At 69.0% G+C, this 16972-nt stretch carries 9 protein-coding genes and 1 CRISPR repeat array; of the genes, 8 read left to right on the forward strand and 1 reads right to left on the reverse strand.

Annotation, left to right across the window (positions count from 1 at the left end; translation table 11 throughout):
• Positions 1-590 precede the first annotated feature (590 nt).
• Positions 591-971 carry a hypothetical protein gene (locus ACIQU6_RS26025; protein ID WP_403484086.1) on the reverse strand — a complete coding sequence of 127 codons (381 nt, stop codon included), beginning with the start codon at positions 969-971 and terminating at the stop codon, positions 591-593.
• Between the two features lie 1189 nt (positions 972-2160).
• Between ACIQU6_RS26025 and casA the strand changes: the two genes are divergently transcribed.
• From casA to ACIQU6_RS26065, 8 genes are all read left to right on the forward strand, one after another.
• Positions 2161-6981: a type I-E CRISPR-associated protein Cse1/CasA gene (gene casA / locus ACIQU6_RS26030; protein ID WP_403484087.1), complete on the forward strand. Its 4821-nt coding sequence runs from the start codon at positions 2161-2163 to the stop codon at positions 6979-6981.
• A 92-nt stretch (positions 6982-7073) separates the two neighbouring features.
• Positions 7074-7844 carry a type I-E CRISPR-associated protein Cse2/CasB gene (casB, locus tag ACIQU6_RS26035; RefSeq protein WP_403484088.1) on the forward strand — a complete coding sequence of 257 codons (771 nt, stop codon included), beginning with the start codon at positions 7074-7076 and terminating at the stop codon, positions 7842-7844.
• A gap of 139 nt (positions 7845-7983) precedes the next feature.
• The gene (cas7e, locus tag ACIQU6_RS26040) at positions 7984-9198 is read left to right on the forward strand and encodes a type I-E CRISPR-associated protein Cas7/Cse4/CasC (RefSeq protein ID WP_403484089.1); all 1215 of its coding nucleotides are present in this window, start codon (positions 7984-7986) and stop codon (positions 9196-9198) included.
• Complete coding sequence (gene cas5e, locus ACIQU6_RS26045; protein WP_403484090.1) at positions 9195-9974, forward strand: type I-E CRISPR-associated protein Cas5/CasD; 780 nt, start codon at positions 9195-9197, stop codon at positions 9972-9974. Before cas7e ends, cas5e begins: the two co-directional genes overlap by 4 nt.
• Positions 9974-10699 carry a type I-E CRISPR-associated protein Cas6/Cse3/CasE gene (gene cas6e / locus ACIQU6_RS26050; protein ID WP_403484091.1) on the forward strand — a complete coding sequence of 242 codons (726 nt, stop codon included), beginning with the start codon at positions 9974-9976 and terminating at the stop codon, positions 10697-10699. Before cas5e ends, cas6e begins: the two co-directional genes overlap by 1 nt.
• Positions 10696-11685: a type I-E CRISPR-associated endonuclease Cas1e gene (gene cas1e / locus ACIQU6_RS26055; protein ID WP_403484092.1), complete on the forward strand. Its 990-nt coding sequence runs from the start codon at positions 10696-10698 to the stop codon at positions 11683-11685. Before cas6e ends, cas1e begins: the two co-directional genes overlap by 4 nt.
• Positions 11682-12047, forward strand: coding sequence for a type I-E CRISPR-associated endoribonuclease Cas2e (gene cas2e, locus ACIQU6_RS26060; protein ID WP_403484093.1), 366 nt, complete (start codon positions 11682-11684; stop codon positions 12045-12047). Before cas1e ends, cas2e begins: the two co-directional genes overlap by 4 nt.
• A gap of 117 nt (positions 12048-12164) precedes the next feature.
• A CRISPR array of direct repeats spans positions 12165-15912; the repeat unit is 27 nt; unit sequence GTGGTCCCCGCGCCTGCGGGGGTGGTC.
• A 676-nt stretch (positions 15913-16588) separates the two neighbouring features.
• Positions 16589-16870 carry a hypothetical protein gene (locus tag ACIQU6_RS26065; protein ID WP_403484094.1) on the forward strand — a complete coding sequence of 94 codons (282 nt, stop codon included), beginning with the start codon at positions 16589-16591 and terminating at the stop codon, positions 16868-16870.
• The last annotated feature ends 102 nt before the right edge of the window (positions 16871-16972 follow it).

The following is a 16972-nucleotide window of genomic DNA, read 5'->3' on the forward strand; positions in this document are numbered from 1 at the left end:
GGCCCGATTTCACGGATCCTTGACGCCAACCCTTCGGTATCGCAAGCAAGTTGCCAGTCGTAGAGGCTCTCCTCGGCCAACTCCCGCCGGCCGTCAGCGCAGCACACACCCTCGCTCTCCGCGTCGCCGGCCACGACCCATTGAGCAGCACAGCGCCTTGTCGATGCCAGCGGGGCTGCTGCGTTTGCTGTCCCGGCGTGTCTTCGGTCTCACCCGTCGCCTTCGTCATCCTCAATAACGTCGCCTACGAAGTGGAAGTCGAGGGCGCACCAAGGCCACCCGTGGGGCTGGCAGCCCAGCCGCCGCACTCGCAACGGTCTTCAATCCCGTAGAGCCAGCCCAGAGCCGTTGGCGCGCGATCACAGGCGCCTGCCTCGTGCTCCTGGTCCGCGCGGGTGCGCGGTTCGAGAACGGCATCCTCCCCGAACGTGAGAAGCAGGCCGCTTGATCGACTGGAGGAGGAACCCGCCGGCCATGGCGGCTCTTCGAACTTTGTCGCGCTGTGGAGGGTCCTGATTTCCACTCCGCCGCCTCGGGCGACCACGCGTTGACAGCGTTTGTGCGGCGACGAAGAGGGCAGATCAGTGCGCTCATTCGCTCGGGTGAACGATCCGGCGGTTGGCTGCTGCGAGGATGGCGTCGGCAACCTCCGTCGCAGGGCGGGTGCCATCAAGGATCATTGCGCCGAAGCGTCGGTAGGTGGACTCCACACCGTCATTGCGTCCGAGCGCTGCCGCCAGTTCCTCCGGGTTCTTGCCGAAAGCGTTTGTGGTGCGGGTCAGCAGACGGTCCCGGAGCGTCTGGTTGTCGACCACCACGCAGACCACGATGTCGAACAGATCCCACACGTCCACCTCGTTCTCGACAGTACCGAAGAGGAACGTGGCTTTCTCGTGTGATTCCGCCACAAGAGCCTCGACCCGTGTGCGACTGATCTTCCACGCGAAGCGGTCGAGCCAGCCGACTGGCACTGGATCCGGAGGTTCGACGACAACCCGTCCTCGTCCGATCCACCCAGTGGTTGTAGCCCTCCCAGTCGGTATCGACGGCCAACTCTCCTCGATCTTTCAGCAGATCGCAGACCGTCGACTTGCCGACACCTGAGTTGCCGGTTGCCCACACCAGTGGCATGGACGAAGTGTGGCACAAGCGCCGAGAACGGGCGTGGCTGAACTACCGTGCCCACCATCCCATGTCCGGCGCGGTGCCGATCAGACACTGGGTGTCGGTCGCGAAGCGGAAGCCGACGAGGGCGTCGACGGTCAGGCGCAGGTAGCCCTCCAGGCAGACCAGGTTGTCGTGTGTCTCGCCGACGAGGGTGAGCGGAGGGAGTCGCTCGCCTCTGCTGAGCGCGTGGGCCGCGTCACGAACGGTTCGTTGGGTACGTCGAATGCCCCTAGCCCTGCCTTGATGCGCGCGGCCTCGTCGGCCGTCTCGCCGTTGCGTAGTGTGGTCCCCGCGCCTGCGGAGGCCTAAGGCGTATGTCTCGCCGGACGGATCGGTGAAGTGGTCCTCGCACCTGCGGGGGTGGCCCCTGAGAGGCCTTACTGCCCAAGTGTTCCCCGTTCCTGCGGGGATGAGCGGCGCCGCGTTTAGGCAGGCCAGAGATACCTGGCTCGTCCGTGGCAACTGAGAAGCTATCTGCCACCAAGTCCCTTTAAACGAAGGGGCGTTGGAGGTGTCAGTCAGCTGGTAACCTCCTCGCGGCCGACCGTTGAGGGCTCGGCCTTTGTCGTACAACGACGAAGGCCGAGCCCATCAGGCCTTCTCGTTGCAGCGAGAAGGTGGGCTCGGCCATGTCCCAGACCATCGGAATGAGTCGAGACGAGGCCCCATGCTACCTGTGACCACCGAAAATGCATCACCCCAGCCGCGACCACAGACTCTGCGTCAGGCGCTGCTCGTCGCACTGTTCACCGCTTTCCCGTCCGCCTCGCTTCCGTATGCACCGTGGGTGTGGGGCGCCGTTGTCGTTGTGGTGGTGGTCGTGATGCTGCTGCCTCGCCCGAGGAAGTTGCGTCAGCGCTTCGCGTGATGTGAAGCGGGTGGCGCCCGGCCTCGTCGAGACCGGGCGCCACAGTCCGGCACGTTCGCCGGAAGTCCTCGCCGGCACACGCCGCAGCCGGTTCTGTCGTACTGCACGGGCAGGAGGAAGCAGGCATGTTTGAGACACCCCTGAAGTCGACCTCCGGCGAAGATGGTGCGCCCTTTGGTCAGTTATCGGCGGCTGCGCGGGAGGCGTGGGCGAAGTCCGATAGGAGAACGGACAGTTGGCTTCCGCTGTGGCGGCATATGGCGGACAGTGGCGCCGTCGCCGTGATGTTGTGGGAGAGCTGGATACCGCGGACCGTAAGGGAGTTGGTGGCCGAGGCGCTGCCAGCCGGTGATGCGGACGCGCTGACGCTCGTGAGGTTTCTGGCGTCCGCTCACGATGCCGGCAAGGCAACTCCCGCGTTCGCTTGTCAGGTTGAGTCGTTGGCCGCGCGGATGCGAGAGGTCGGGCTCGATATGCCGGTTGCCAGGGAGTACGGGCAGGACCGGCGGTTGGCGCCGCACGGGCTGGCCGGGCAGTTGCTGTTACAGGATTGGATGGAGGGTCGCTTTGGGCTGCGCGGCCGGATCTCCGGGCAGTTCGCGGTCGTTGCGGGGGGTCACCATGGGACGCCGCCGGATCATCAGCAGATCCACGATCTTCAGCTTCGCCCGCATCTGCTCCGGCATCCGGGGCCGAGTGAGGATCTGTGGCGTGGGGTCCAGTTCGAGTTGATGGATGCCTGTGCTGCGGCGGCCGGGGCGGCGGAGCGCCTGCCGGAGTGGCAGAAGGTGCGGCTGCCGCAGCCAGCGCAGGTGATCTTGACTGCCGTGGTGATCGTTGCGGACTGGATCGCCAGTTCGCCTGAGCTCTTTCCGTACGATCCCGAGTCCTGGCAGCCCAGTGGTCCGGTTGGTGAGCGGCGGCGGTTGCGCGCCGCCTGGGAAGGCTTGGACCTGCCCAGGGCGTGGGCGCCGCGGGAACCGCGGGAATCGGCGGAGAAGTTGTTCGCGCGGCGGTTTCCGCGGCTGAAGGATGCGGCGATTCGGCCGGTTCAGGCTGAGGCGGTGCGGGTGGCGCGGTCCATGCCGGCGCCTGGGTTGTTGGTGGTCGAGGCGCCTATGGGTGAGGGGAAGACGGAGGCGGCGTTCGCCGCGGCGGAGGTGTTGGCGGCCCGGTCAGGGGCCGGTGGTGTGCTGGTGGCGCTGCCCACCCGCGCTACGGGTGATGCGATGTTTCCTCGGTTGCTTGACTGGCTGGAGCGGTTGCCGGGGTCGGACGGCGATGACGACGGTCGGCGGTCGGTCGTACTGGCCCATGCCAAGGCGGCGTTGAACGAGCGCTGGTCGGGGTTGCTGCGTGCGGGGCGGCGTTCGATCGTCGCCGTTGATCTCGATGGCGAAGAGCAGGGCAGTGGCCGGCGGGCCAGGCCCGCCGGGCTTCATGCGCATCAGTGGTTGCGGGGGCGGAAGAAGCAGCTGCTGGCCTCGTTCGCGGTGGCGACCATTGATCAGGTGTTGTTCGCCGGGTTGAAGACCCGGCACCTGGCGCTGCGGCATCTGGCTGTTGCGGGCAAGGTCGTGGTCATCGACGAGGTGCATGCCTACGACGCTTATATGGGGCGGTACTTGGACCGGGTGTTGGAGTGGTTGGCAGCGTATCGGGTGCCGGTGGTCCTGCTTTCGGCGACGTTGCCGGCGGAGCGCAGGCGTGCGCTGGTGGCTGCGTACGCCGGTTCGGTGGGGGCCGAGGTCGAGGCGGCGGCGGATGCGTATCCGCTGATCACTGCTGTGTCCCCCGGGCATCCGGTCCTCTCCGCGCACCCGGCTGCGGCTTCCGGGCGCCGCACCGAAGTGGTGGTGGAGCGGCTGGAGGACGATCTGGCCGTGTTGGCCGATCGGTTGGAGCGGGAACTGGCTGATGGCGGCTGCGCTCTGGTGGTGCGCAACACCGTGGACCGGGTGTTGGAGACCGCAGATGTGCTGCGGGAGCGCCTGGGCAACGAAGCGGTCACCGTTACGCATTCGCGTTTCCTCGCCGCCGACCGGGCGGCGAAGGACTCCGACTTGTTGCGACGGTTCGGGCGGGAGGGGCAGGAGCGACCCAGGCGTCATGTCGTGGTGGCGAGCCAGGTGGTCGAACAGTCGCTCGACGTTGATTTCGATCTGCTGGTCACCGACTTGGCGCCGGTGGACTTGGTCCTTCAGCGGATGGGCCGGTTGCACCGGCACCCGCGGCGTCGGCCCGCACGCGTGGCTCAGGCACGGTGTCTGATCACCGGTGTGAAGGACTGGCAGGCCGTGCCTCCGGAGGCCGTCGACGGCACTGTTGCGGTGTACCGGAGCGAATACAGCCTGCTGCGCTCCGCAGCTGTACTGGGCCCGTATCTGGACGGCGATCCCCTGGAGCTTCCCGACGCCATCAGCCCCCTGGTTCAGGCCGCCTACGGGGACGACCGGGTCGGTCCCGCGGCATGGGCGGAGCGCTTGGGCGAGGCACGTGTCGCGCACGAGCGGTTGCTCACTGAGAAGCGGGAGAAGGCCGGGGGGTTTCTGCTGGATCCGGTGCGGCGGCCAGGGCGTCCGGTGTACGGATGGCTGGAGGCCGCGGCCGGCGACGTGGACGACAGTCCTGCTGGGCACGCCCAAGTACGTGACAGCGAGGAGACGTTGGAGGTGCTGGTCGTTCAGCGGCAGGCGGACGGTCGGCTGACGACGGTTCCGTGGCTGGATGACGACGCGAAGGGGCAACGAGGCGGCCTGGAGTTGCCGACCGACTTCCTGCCGAGCAGGCGTGCGGCGGAGTCGGTGGCCGCGAGCGCGCTCACCCTTCCGGTGCGTTTCAGCAAGCCCTGGATGGTCTACGGGGTCATCGAGGAGCTGGAGAGGTTCCGGGTTCCTGCCTGGCAGGTCAAGGAATGCCCTTGGCTGGATGGGGAGTTGATTCTCGTTCTCGACGCGGATTGTCAGACCCATCTGGCAGGCTTCGTTCTCACCTACAGCCGTGCCGATGGCCTGCGGGTGACGTCCCCTGACGTTTCCACGGGCTCGGACGTCACGGCCGGCGCGAGGGCAACGGCCCCAGGAAGCAGATGGGTTGAGAGCGAGGACAGTGATGGTGAGCATCGCCAGGAGACGTCTGCCGTCGGCGTCGAGTCAGGTGTCGGTGGTCGTTCCGTTACCGGTGGGGGGAGCGTAGTGGCCGAGGCTGCTGAAGAAGTATGCGGGCCGCCATCCTTCGACCTGGTCTCCCTGCCGTGGATGCCAGTGCAGCGCACGGACGGAACCGTCACGGAGGTCTCCCTGCTGGGGTTGTTCGAACAGGCGGCGTCTCTGCGCCGGTTGGTGGGTGACGTACCAACCCAGGAGATGGCCCTGCTACGGCTGCTCCTCGCGATCGTTTACGACGCGTTGGACGGCCCGGTGGAGGTAGAGGACTGGGAGGACCTGTGGCTGGCGGACGCCCCGTTCGCCACGGTGCCTGCGTACCTCGAACGGCACCGGGATCGTTTCGACCTGTTCCATCCCGAGCGGCCGTTCTACCAAGTAGCTGGTCTGCGTACCGCCAAGGGTGAGGTCGCGCCGCTGAGCCGGATCGTGGCGGACGTGCCCGTGGGCGAGCCGTTCTTCGCCATGCGACGCCCCGGGGTCGATGCGCTGCCCTACGGCGAGGCCGCGCGATGGCTCGTGCACGCCCACGCCTACGACACCTCCGGGATCAAGTCCGCCATGGTGGATGACGAGCGCGGGAGGTCGGGGAAGGTCTACCCCTTGGGCGTGGGGACCCTCGGCAACCTGGGAGGGGTCTTCGCCGAAGGCGACACGCTCCAAGAGACCCTGCTGCTCAATCTCATCGCCCTGGAGGAGGCCCAGGGCGGGGCGTCGGACGACCTCGCTGGCGACGAGGACGTGCCCGTGTGGCGGCGCACTGACCCACCAGGTCCGGGCGAACGCAAGGATGCTTCCGGGAAGGCGCATCCCGCGGGGCTGCGGGACTTGTACACCTGGCAGTCGCGGAGGATCCGGCTGCATGCGGAGGGCGGCGCGGTGACCGGGGTGGTGCTCGGTTACGGTGACCCGCTCGTGCTGACCGCACCGTGGAAGCTGGAGCCGATGTCGGCCTGGCGCCGCAGCGAGGCCCAGGAGAAGAAGCAGGGCCGCACTCCGGTGTACACGCCGCTGCGGCACGATCCGAGCAGAGTGGCTTGGCGCGGGCTGGGCTCGTTGCTTCCGGCCCGCCAGCAGACGGCGAACACCGGGCAGCGCGGCGCGCCGGCTGAGGTCCTGCGTTCCGGGATCGCCAGGTGGTTCACGCAGGTGATCACGGCGAGTGAGATCGATCCGGGCACGCTGGTGCGGCTGCGTCTGGTCGGTGCGGTCTATGGAACCCAGCAATCCGTTATCGACGAGGTCGTGGACGACTCCGTCGTTCTGCCTGTGATCACCTTGCACGAGGCGAACCCGGTCTACGGCGCCGCCGCGGTCGACGCTGTCAACGACGCGGAACAGTCGGTGATTGCTCTCGGCCAGCTCGCCGCGAATCTCGCCCGATCCGCCGGCACGGACCCCACCGCTCCCGCCGCCACCGCCCGCGACCTGGGTTTCGGAGCCCTGGACGGCCCCTACAGGGCGTGGTTGAAGAACCTGCTGGCCTTCCCTGAACTGGACGCGGCGCGCCAGGAATGGCGGACCACGGTGCGGCGGAGCATGCTGCGGCTCAGTGAGCGGCTGCTCGCCTCCGCAGGGCCCGCGGCCGATGAGGGCCGGCTGATCGACATCCCCAGCATGGGTACCCGGCTGATGGACTCGGGTCGGGCCGAGCACTGGTTCCGTACCCGACTCACCACAGTTCTGGGGCCGCCAAGTTCCCGTCCGAGCTCCAGAGTTGGTGTCCCGTCTCAATCCAACGCCGGTTCCGTATCCCAACCGCACGCTGAGAGCACCCGATGACCACAACCACGGAACAGACCGACCACGAGAACACACCAGGGAGTAGCGCCTCCGAGGATCCGTCTTGGCGCTCCCTCCCGCGTGCGGCCGCTGTGCGCACCATCAGCCGGCTGCAAGGCGGGTATCGGCAGGACAAGCCGGCAGCGGTGGCGGCCGTGGCACGCTTGCGCCGTGAAGCCGGGCAGGACGCTCATGCCTCACCCACCAGCTGGGGTCTGGATGACTTGGCGGCACTCACCGAACTGCGCGAGCAGAAGGACCAAGAGGAAGACGGCGCCTCGTGGCACTCGCAGTACGAAGGACTGCGACAACGCGAGCGGCGTGAGGACCGCGAGGACCAAGCGGTCCATGTCGCCGTGACGCTCTGGGCGCTTCACCAGCAGTCGGTGCGCGACGAGCCAATGCACGTTCCCGGCTGGTCCGTCGGCCGTGCGGTCCGGCGCCTGGCCCAGGGAAAGACCGGCACGATCGACCGCCCGGCCCGCAGCAATGGCAACGACGGCCGTTCGGACGACGAGGCGACGCACGGCAAGCAATCCGAGCCGGTCGAAGAGATCAGCCCCACCATCCGCAAGCGTTTCGTACGCATCGGCACCTCTACCGACATCGACACCCTGAGTCGCCGACTGCGGGAGATGGTGCTGCTACTCCGCGCCGCACGCATCCCCCTGGACTACGGACTGCTCGCGGACCAACTCAACCGTTGGCAGAACGAGTCGAACCAGGCCGACGTCAGGCGCGCATGGGGACGCGACTTCCATCGCATCTACCGCACGGCCACCGCGGGCGACACCGACGAGGACGACACCTCGGCCTCCCAGGCCCACCCGTCGACTCTCTCGGTCGAAGAGGCCAACGATTAGATTCTGCCGAGAAGTTGGCGAATACCCCCCAACACTCTGCGCAGACACCTCTGCACACTGCACACCCCCACTCGGTATGCCATTGCCTGCGATCCCCTAATGCCCAGGCATCAACAGACCAGACGAGAACGGAACTACGGTGACCCGGACCATCCTCGACGTCCACATCCTCCAGACCGTCCCGCCGAGCAACCTCAACCGTGACGACACCGGCACCCCCAAGTCCGCGTACTACGGAGGGGTCCGGCGAGCGCGGGTCTCCAGTCAGGCATGGAAGCGGGCGACCCGAAAGGCGTTCAACGACCTCCTGCCTCCCGAGGAACTCGGCGTACGGACGAAGAAGGTGGCCGAAGCGCTGGCCGAGCGGATCGTCGCCAGGGACAGCTCACTCCAAGGAGTAGCGGTCCAGTTGGCCACCGAGATCCTGAAAGCAGCAACCGGAATCAAGATCGAAGTGCCGAAGCGCAAGGAGAAGAAGGGTGAGGAGGCGACCTCTACCGCCGCGCCCGAGTCCTCCTACCTGATGTTCCTGAGCAGGAGGCAGTTGGACGCCCTCGCCGCGCTGGCGATCGAGGGCAGCGGCCCCAACGGCGAAGTCAAGGCACTCATCGACCACCTCAAGGGCAAGGAGAACAAGGCCAAGGCCCGGCAGGCCGTCGACGCCCGGCACTCGGTGGACATCGCGCTTTTCGGGCGCATGGTCGCGGATTCCGCCGATCTCAACGTAGAGGCGGCCACCCAGGTGGCCCACGCCCTCAGCGTGCACAAGTCGGACATCGAATCCGACTACTACACCGCCGTGGACGACCGCAGCTCCGACGACGAATCCGGTGCCGGCATGATCGGCACCATCGACTTCAACTCCGCCACCCTCTACCGCTACGCCGCCGTGGACGTCGACGAATTGCAGCGCAACCTCGGCCTCGGACTACGGGAGGGCGAATCACCAAGCACCCCAACGGAGAAGGCGGTTGGAGCGTTCCTGGAAGCGTTCATCACCTCCCTCCCAACGGGGAAGATCAACACCTTCGGCAACCACACCCTGCCCTCCGCCGTGATCGTCAAGCTCCGCGACCGCTGGCCGGTGAGTTTCGTCGGAGCCTTCGAGGAGCCGGTCCCCCAGGGATCGGGCGGCGGGTACCTGCGCGAAAGCTGCCGCAAACTCGTCGCCTTCGTAACGGACTTGGAGCAGAAGTACGGGATCGAAACCGCCCCCGATCACAGCTGGGTCTTCCGCGTCGGCGACGAAACGAAGGAACTCGCACCACTCGGCACAACCGTCTCCCTGACCTCGCTGGTACGGGACGTGAGCGCGGCGGTGGCCCAGCGGCTCACCTCCGGAGCCACGGCATGACCGTGCTCCTGCTGCGGCTCGCCGGCCCCCTGCAGTCCTGGGGCTCGGCGGCCCGCTTCGCCCGTCGCAGCACGGAGAACGCGCCCACCAAGAGCGGAGTCCTCGGCCTGCTCGCCGCCGCCCAAGGCCGCCCCCGCAACGCGGACCTCTCCGACCTCGCGACCCTGCGGTTCGGCGTACGGATCGACCAACCCGGCACCCGCCTGCGGGACTTCCACACCGCCCACCACGCCGACTCGGGCAAGGCCATGCCCCTGTCCGAGCGGTTCTACCTCACCGACGCCGTCTTCGTCGCCGGCCTCGAAGGAGAACCGGCCCTGCTGCAACGCCTCCACCAGGCCCTCCTCACACCGCACTTCCTGCCCTACCTCGGACGGCGTTCCTGCCCCCCGTCCCTCCCCCTCGCCATGAGCCCGCCCCAGGACAACACCACCCTGGAGGAGGCCCTACGAGCAGCCGACTGGCAGGCATCCGCCTGGTACCGGCGGCAACGGGCGCGTACAGCACGCAACAACCGGGGCCCAATCGCCCCCGAGTCACTGGACATCCTGATCGACTGCCCACCCGCCGAAGTCCCGCACCACTCCCTACGGGACACCCCGGTCAGCTTCGACCCGCGCCACCGGCGCTACGCACTACGCGGCGTCCGCACCGACCAGACCACCCTGCCGCTCCAGCACGCTGCAACACCGCAACACGACCCGACCACCAGTCTCCGCCCGCTCCACTCACCCGCGAGCACCTCCACAGCAGAGGACTCCCCAAGGACCCCCTGATGTACCTGACCCGCTTCCGCATCAACACCGCCCGCTCCAGCGCCCGTCGGCTTCTGGGCTCGCCGCACCTCTTGCACGGAGCCGTGGACATGGCCTTCCCCGACCCACCACCCCGGGACGGGCAGCAGCCACGGGTCCTGTGGCGCGTGGACCCCGCGGCCGCAGGACGAGCCGACCTGTTCATCGTCAGCCCCACCCGCCCCGATCTCACTCACCTCGTCGAACAGGCAGGCTGGCCCGGCCTGGACGCCCCCGGTTGGACCACCTTCGCCTACGGCGAGTTCCTCAACGGCCTTGCGACAGGCGACACCTGGGCCTTCCGCCTCACCGCCAACCCCGTGCACGACATCCACAAACCCGGGGACCCACAAGGCGCCCGAACGAAGCGCACCGCGCACGTCACCCCGCGGCACCAGATCGGCTGGCTGCTCCAACGGCAAGAACGCGCGGGCTTCGAGGTGGTCCGCACACCCGCCGAGCGCCAACTCACCCAACGCGGCCACGAACACGAAGTGATCGTGCACGACCGCCTCCCCCTCCAGTTCCACAAACGCGACGAGAAGGACTCCGCCCGCCACAACATCCGCTTCACCCGGGTCACCTTCGACGGCCGGCTCCGCGTCACCGATGTCGACGCCTTCCGCCGCACCCTCACCCACGGCCTGGGCAAGGCCAAGGCCTACGGCTGCGGCCTGATGACCCTCGCCCCCGTGCAGGCATCATGAGCACCGTCAGCCGGCGCAACACCTCCACCCCGCGGGAACTGGCCCGGGTCAGCGACCGGCTCTCCTTCATCTACCTGGAACGCTGCACCCTCCACCGCGAGGACAACGCGATCACGGCCACCGACGCCGACGGCGTCACCCACATCCCCTCCGCCACCATCGGCACCCTCCTGCTTGGCCCCGGCACCCGCGTCACCCACCAGGCCATGGCCCTGCTCGGAGAATGCGGAGCGGGCGTGGTCTGGGTCGGCGAACAGGGCGTGCGCTTCTACGCCGGCGGGCGCGCTCTCACCCGCTCCTCCCGCCTCGTGGAAGCGCAGGCCACCGCCTGGGCCAACCGCCGCACCCGCCTCGACGTGGCACGCGCCATGTACCGCCTGCGCTTCCCCGAAGACGACCCTTCAACGCGCACACGAAACGACCTGCTCAACATGGAGGGCCGCCGGGTCAAGGAGTGCTACCGCCGCGAATCGGCCCGCACCGGCGTCCCCTGGCGTCGCCGCGAATACCATCCGGGCAACTTCACCGCCGGCGACCCACCCAACCAAGCCATCACAGCCGCCGCCCAATGCATGTACGGCGTAGCCCACGCCGTGGTGGCAGCACTCGGCTGCTCCCCCGGACTCGGCTTCGTGCACTCAGGACACGAGCGCTCCTTCGTCCTGGACATCGCCGACCTCTACAAGACCGACATCGGCATCCCCGCCGCCTTCGACGCAGCAGCCGAAGGCGAGGAAGACATCGCCTCCCGCACCCGCCGCGCACTGCGCGACCGCATCAACACCACCGGCCTGCTCGACCGCTGCGTACGCGACATCAAAAACCTCCTCCTCAACACCCACAACCCCCAGCACACGAACGAAGAAACAGACGAGACGACAGACCAGATGACGCTCCAGTCAGACGGCGGCCGACTCGTCAAGAGCGGACGCAACTACAGCAACGCCGAAGCCGGACACCACACTTCGGAGGAACCGATCTGGTGACCGTCATCGTCCTCGCCAACTGCCCAGCCGGCCTCCGCGGCTTCCTCACCCGCTGGCTCCTGGAAATCTCCCCCGGCGTCTTCCTCGGCTCCGTCTCCACCCGAGTCCGCGAAATCCTGTGGGACGAGGTCCGCCAATACCGCGACAAAGGCCGCGCCCTACTGGCCTACCAAACCAACAACGAACAAGGCTTCACCTTCGCCACACACGAACACGCCTGGCACCCCACCGACCACGAGGGCCTCACCCTGCTACACCGCCCCTCACCCCACACACCACCCCCCTCCCACAACACTCCCTCCACCCCACCACGCCAGGGCTGGAGCAAAGCCGCCAAGAGACGACGCTTCGGAAACCGCTGAGAAGACCCCTATGTACGACTTCGGCGAAATTGCTCGCATTAATGATGGAACATCACTTTCCGCTGAAGTAAGCAAAAACCGCTCGGCAGCTACATAAAGCCGCAGGTCACGGCCTGTGTGGTCCCCGCGCCTGCGGGGGTGGTCTTGAACCGCAAGGTCGATGCCGAGCGGTTGAAGTGTGGTCCCCGCGCCTGCGGGGGTGGTCTGCGTGCAGGCCGCCACTGGCCCGTCGAAGAGGTGTGGTCCCCGCGCCTGCGGGGGTGGTCGGGACGAGGAGATCGCCGCGGTGGTCCGGGAGGTGTGGTCCCCGCGCCTGCGGGGGTGGTCTGCTCGGCCATCGCCAGCACTCCGGCCGGTGAGTGTGGTCCCCGCGCCTGCGGGGGTGGTCCTCTACGGAAGCCGAGCGAGGCCACGGTTCGGAGGTGGTCCCCGCGCCTGCGGGGGTGGTCCCCGCGCGCCCGGTGGGCGCGAACAGAATCAGCAGTGGTCCCCGCGCCTGCGGGGGTGGTCCCACGCAGCAGCGCCTCGACAAGCTGATCGAGGCGTGGTCCCCGCGCCTGCGGGGGTGGTCCCCACAGCTCGACGATCGCCAGCCGGCAGGTCCGGTGGTCCCCGCGCCTGCGGGGGTGGTCCTCTCCTCGCTCCGCAGTCATCAAGCGACGGGCGGTGGTCCCCGCGCCTGCGGGGGTGGTCCAAGGCCAGCCCGGTGCTGTTCGACGTCGTGAAGGTGGTCCCCGCGCCTGCGGGGGTGGTCCCGAGGTGCGGGGCGCCGAGCGGGTCTCCGGCATGTGGTCCCCGCGCCTGCGGGGGTGGTCCCGTGAGCCCCAACGTCAGGGCCACCCGGGGGCGGTGGTCCCCGCGCCTGCGGGGGTGGTCCTCCGCGCGATCAGGACACCGAGCTGCCGCTGCGGTGGTCCCCGCGCCTGCGGGGGTGGTCCGCTTCTCCGGCACGGTCGTCGCCGAGGTCGTCGAGTGGTCCCCGCGCCTGCGGGGGTGGTCCGAGCTCGCCGACCAGGGCGACCGGGCGGCCCAGGTGGTCCCCGCGCCTGCGGGGGTGGTCCCAAGGGGGGCGCCGACTTCTTCGCCACCCCGCTGTGGTCCCCGCGCCTGCGGGGGTGGTCCCGCGCTGCCTGCTCGTCAATGCCGGTCGGGTGGTCCCCGCGCCTGCGGGGGTGGTCCCAGACGAGGGATCTGGGTAACTCCAACTTCGGTGTGGTCCCCGCGCCTGCGGGGGTGGTCCCGGCAGGTGCGGGACGGTTGGGTCAGCGTCGGGGTGGTCCCCGCGCCTGCGGGGGTGGTCCCTGCTCCACCACCCGGGCATCGTGCGCCCTGAGGTGGTCCCCGCGCCTGCGGGGGTGGTCCCCGAGCCGGACGACGACGGGCTACGCCAGATCAGTGGTCCCCGCGCCTGCGGGGGTGGTCCCCAGCGACATTTGACGACCAGTGGGCCGGGACTGTGGTCCCCGCGCCTGCGGGGGTGGTCCCCAGCGACATTTGACGACCAGTGGGCCGGGACTGTGGTCCCCGCGCCTGCGGGGGTGGTCCCATGTATCGCATCGCGCCGGAGGTGCTGTGAAAGTGGTCCCCGCGCCTGCGGGGGTGGTCCCTCTGCGAGGAACAGCCGGATATCTGTGGGCGAGTGGTCCCCGCGCCTGCGGGGGTGGTCCCTGCGGACGACGCTGCACCAGGTGTGCGGTGAGGTGGTCCCCGCGCCTGCGGGGGTGGTCCCTCGACGCCATCGACGCCGAGATGCCGCTCATCGTGGTCCCCGCGCCTGCGGGGGTGGTCCCGACCTGTGGGCGCTCCCCGGCGGCGGCCACGACAGTGGTCCCCGCGCCTGCGGGGGTGGTCCCCGCAGGACCGCGTTGGCGGAGATGCCGGTCGGGTGGTCCCCGCGCCTGCGGGGGTGGTCCCGATCGTGTCCGGCCCGTACCGCTGCACGATCTGTGGTCCCCGCGCCTGCGGGGGTGGTCCCATAGGCAACCTGCTTAAGCAGGTCAAGATGGTGTGGTCCCCGCGCCTGCGGGGGTGGTCCCGTTTTCGATGGTTGCTATGAGTACAACGTCAGGTGGTCCCCGCGCCTGCGGGGGTGGTCCCGACATCGCCAACCTGGCGCGCTCCGCGGGCGTGTGGTCCCCGCGCCTGCGGGGGTGGTCCCCGATCGGGAGCGCCCTGGCAAGTGCGGTGGGGGTGGTCCCCGCGCCTGCGGGGGTGGTCCCTTCGGCTCGGCAATGGCGTCCGACCAGGACTTGTGGTCCCCGCGCCTGCGGGGGTGGTCCCGCGCGGAGTCGGTTCGAGGGTGGCACCGTGCCGTGGTCCCCGCGCCTGCGGGGGTGGTCCCGCGCTGACCTGCGTGACGAGCCGCGTCACACCGTGGTCCCCGCGCCTGCGGGGGTGGTCCCCGGGAATCTCCGGGTAGTTCGGTCAGATCGGAGTGGTCCCCGCGCCTGCGGGGGTGGTCCCGAGCTGCTCGAACCCGCTGTGCCACGGCTTACGTGGTCCCCGCGCCTGGCGGGGGTGGTCCCGCTGCTGGCGGGCGCTCAGGAGGCCACACAGGGTGGTCCCCGCGCCTGCGGGGGTGGTCCTGTTGGTGTGGTCGCGTCGAGTTCGGCGGTTGTGTGGTCCCCGCGCCTGCGGGGATGGTCCCCGCCCGACCCTTCCACCTCACCGTGGCCACTGGTGGTCCCCGCGCCTGCGGGGGTGGTCCCTGTGTGGAAAACGACGCGGCCGAGGGGTCGACGTGGTCCCCGCGCCTGCGGGGGTGGTCCCCGTCCAAACGCGATGCCCAGCGGCCGCAGAACGTGGTCCCCGCGCCTGCGGGGGTGGTCCCGACGCCTCAAGTTCGTAGGACAGGCGGAGGTAGTGGTCCCCGCGCCTGCGGGGGTGGTCCCGGCTGGCTACGGGAGGGGTGGGGGCGTCGTCGGTGGTCCCCGCGCCTGCGGGGGTGGTCCCTATCTTGACACTTCGTCACCAGCCCCCTACCTGTGGTCCCCGCGCCTGCGGGGGTGGTCCCGAGCCGGGCGCCTGCAAACGCTGCGGAGCGGAGTGGTCCCCGCGCCTGCGGGGGTGGTCCCGCCAACTCGGCCGCGAGTCCGTCCAGCGGTTCGTGGTCCCCGCGCCTGCGGGGGTGGTCCCGTCTTAGCCAACACGTCGTTGAGATGGGCGAGGTGGTCCCCGCGCCTGCGGGGGTGGTCCCGACGAACTGCCTCTCTACTCCGGCCACATGCTGTGGTCCCCGCGCCTGCGGGGGTGGTCCCCTCTTCGTCGGTGGCCTCGACCTCACCGACGAGTGGTCCCCGCGCCTGCGGGGGTGGTCCCGGTCCGTACAGCGATCCAGGTCGGCGTGAGGGGTGGTCCCCGCGCCTGCGGGGGTGGTCCCGACCGGTCCGAAGCGGTGTGGGAGTTGTAGTCGTGGTCCCCGCGCCTGCGGCGGTGGTCCCAACCTCAACCCTGACGTCCTGGCCTCTGTGAAGTGGTCCCCGCGCCTGCGGGGGTGGTCCCGTCAGTCTTGGCGCGGCACTCACGTCGCCGACGTGGTCCCCGCGCCTGCGGGGGTGGTCCCGCGAAGATGGCCGCCGAACTGGCCGTTGACTCGTGGTCCCCGCGCCTGCGGGGGTGGTCCCGTCGCGCGGCTAATCGGTACCCGACTCCAGCGGTGGTCCCCGCGCCTGCGGGGGTGGTCCCGATCTCCGGGATGTCGAGAAGGAGTTGAAACCGTGGTCCCCGCGCCTGCGGGGGTGGTCCGCGATGGTGACCAGCTCGGTGTCTGTGAGATCGGTGGTCCCCGCGCCTGCGGGGGTGGTCCCCGCATCCCCTTCCCCCACACCGACGCCCCTCTGTGGTCCCCGCGCCTGCGGGGGTGGTCCCGATCCAGGCGCACGTCGCTGGGGACACGCAGGGTGGTCCCTTGACGCCGGAGCTGGAGGCTGGCCTGCTCAGGTGGTCCCCGCGCCTGCGGGGGTGGTCCCATGCGGTGAATGCCGAATCCCGGGTCCGAGTGGTGGTCCCCGCGCCCGCGGGGGTGGTCCCTACGACGCCGCACTCCGGGACTTCATGACCTGGTGGTCCCCGCGCCTGCGGGGGTGGTCTGTCGAGAGTGGTCCCCGAAGCAGCATGCGGACTCCTCCTCTCCTCGCCCTCGTGGTTGCCGCGCCCGCGGGGATCCCATGGCGCCGGTGCATGCCTTGCCCTACATGGGGTGGTCCCCGCGCCTGCGGGTGATCTCGACCGATACCCACAGTTCGTACGCCTCACCGGTTCCCGTGCCCGCGGGGCGGCCCCGGACGCCAGCCGAGCAGCTCGACTTGGTGCGCTGATCCCGATCTTGCAGGGCGTGGTCCCAGGTCACGTCCAGGCCGTGCTGCTGCCAGATCGTGGTCTATGGGTTTGCGGGTTATGGGGCTTGGTGAATTCGGCCGCGGAGCGCGAGGCGCAGAAGTGGGTCACGGCCCTGTACCGCCTTGCAGTAGCGGTTGCGTGCATCCGTCCGTCCATAATCGGGGTGGCGAGAATTCTGGACGACTTGGGTACTGGGTGGGGAGATGGCGCGGGATTACGACAGTCAGTTGTTGGAGTCGGTGGCGGTACGCCGGCGCAGGATGCGGGATGCGCTGCTGTTCGGGGCGCAGCGGGGGCGGCGTTCGGCGGATGAGCGGCTGGGGAAGGTGTTTGCGGGGATCGCGATCACGGCTGTGCTGTGTGCGGGGTGCGTGGGGTGGTCGTTCCTTCAGCACACGCTGGCGCAGCAGAAGGCCCAGCAGGAGAAGCAGCAGCGGCAGGTGCATCAGCAGTACGAGCAGCCGACGAAGCCAGCGAAGCCTTAGAAGTCTGCGAATTCGGGAAGGTTTTGTAGCGTTTCTGGACATACCCCATCGCTCCTCTTGGTTGGAGGAGGGGCCTGGGGAGTGGTGGCTGGGCGGAGGTGT

It is taken from the genome of Streptomyces sp. NPDC090442, from assembly GCF_044769405.1.
Classification (GTDB): domain Bacteria; phylum Actinomycetota; class Actinomycetes; order Streptomycetales; family Streptomycetaceae; genus Streptomyces.

Bases quoted from the DNA above. Each gene is read 5' to 3' on its own strand.
- casA (WP_403484087.1), top strand. From the start codon at position 2,161: ATGTTTGAGACACCCCTGAAGTCGACCTCCGGCGAAGATGGTGCGCCC.
- cas6e (WP_403484091.1), top strand. From the start codon at position 9,974: ATGTACCTGACCCGCTTCCGCATCAACACCGCCCGCTCCAGCGCCCGT.
- ACIQU6_RS26065 (WP_403484094.1), top strand. From the start codon at position 16,589: ATGGCGCGGGATTACGACAGTCAGTTGTTGGAGTCGGTGGCGGTACGC.
- cas1e (WP_403484092.1), top strand. From the start codon at position 10,696: ATGAGCACCGTCAGCCGGCGCAACACCTCCACCCCGCGGGAACTGGCC.
- cas5e (WP_403484090.1), top strand. From the start codon at position 9,195: ATGACCGTGCTCCTGCTGCGGCTCGCCGGCCCCCTGCAGTCCTGGGGC.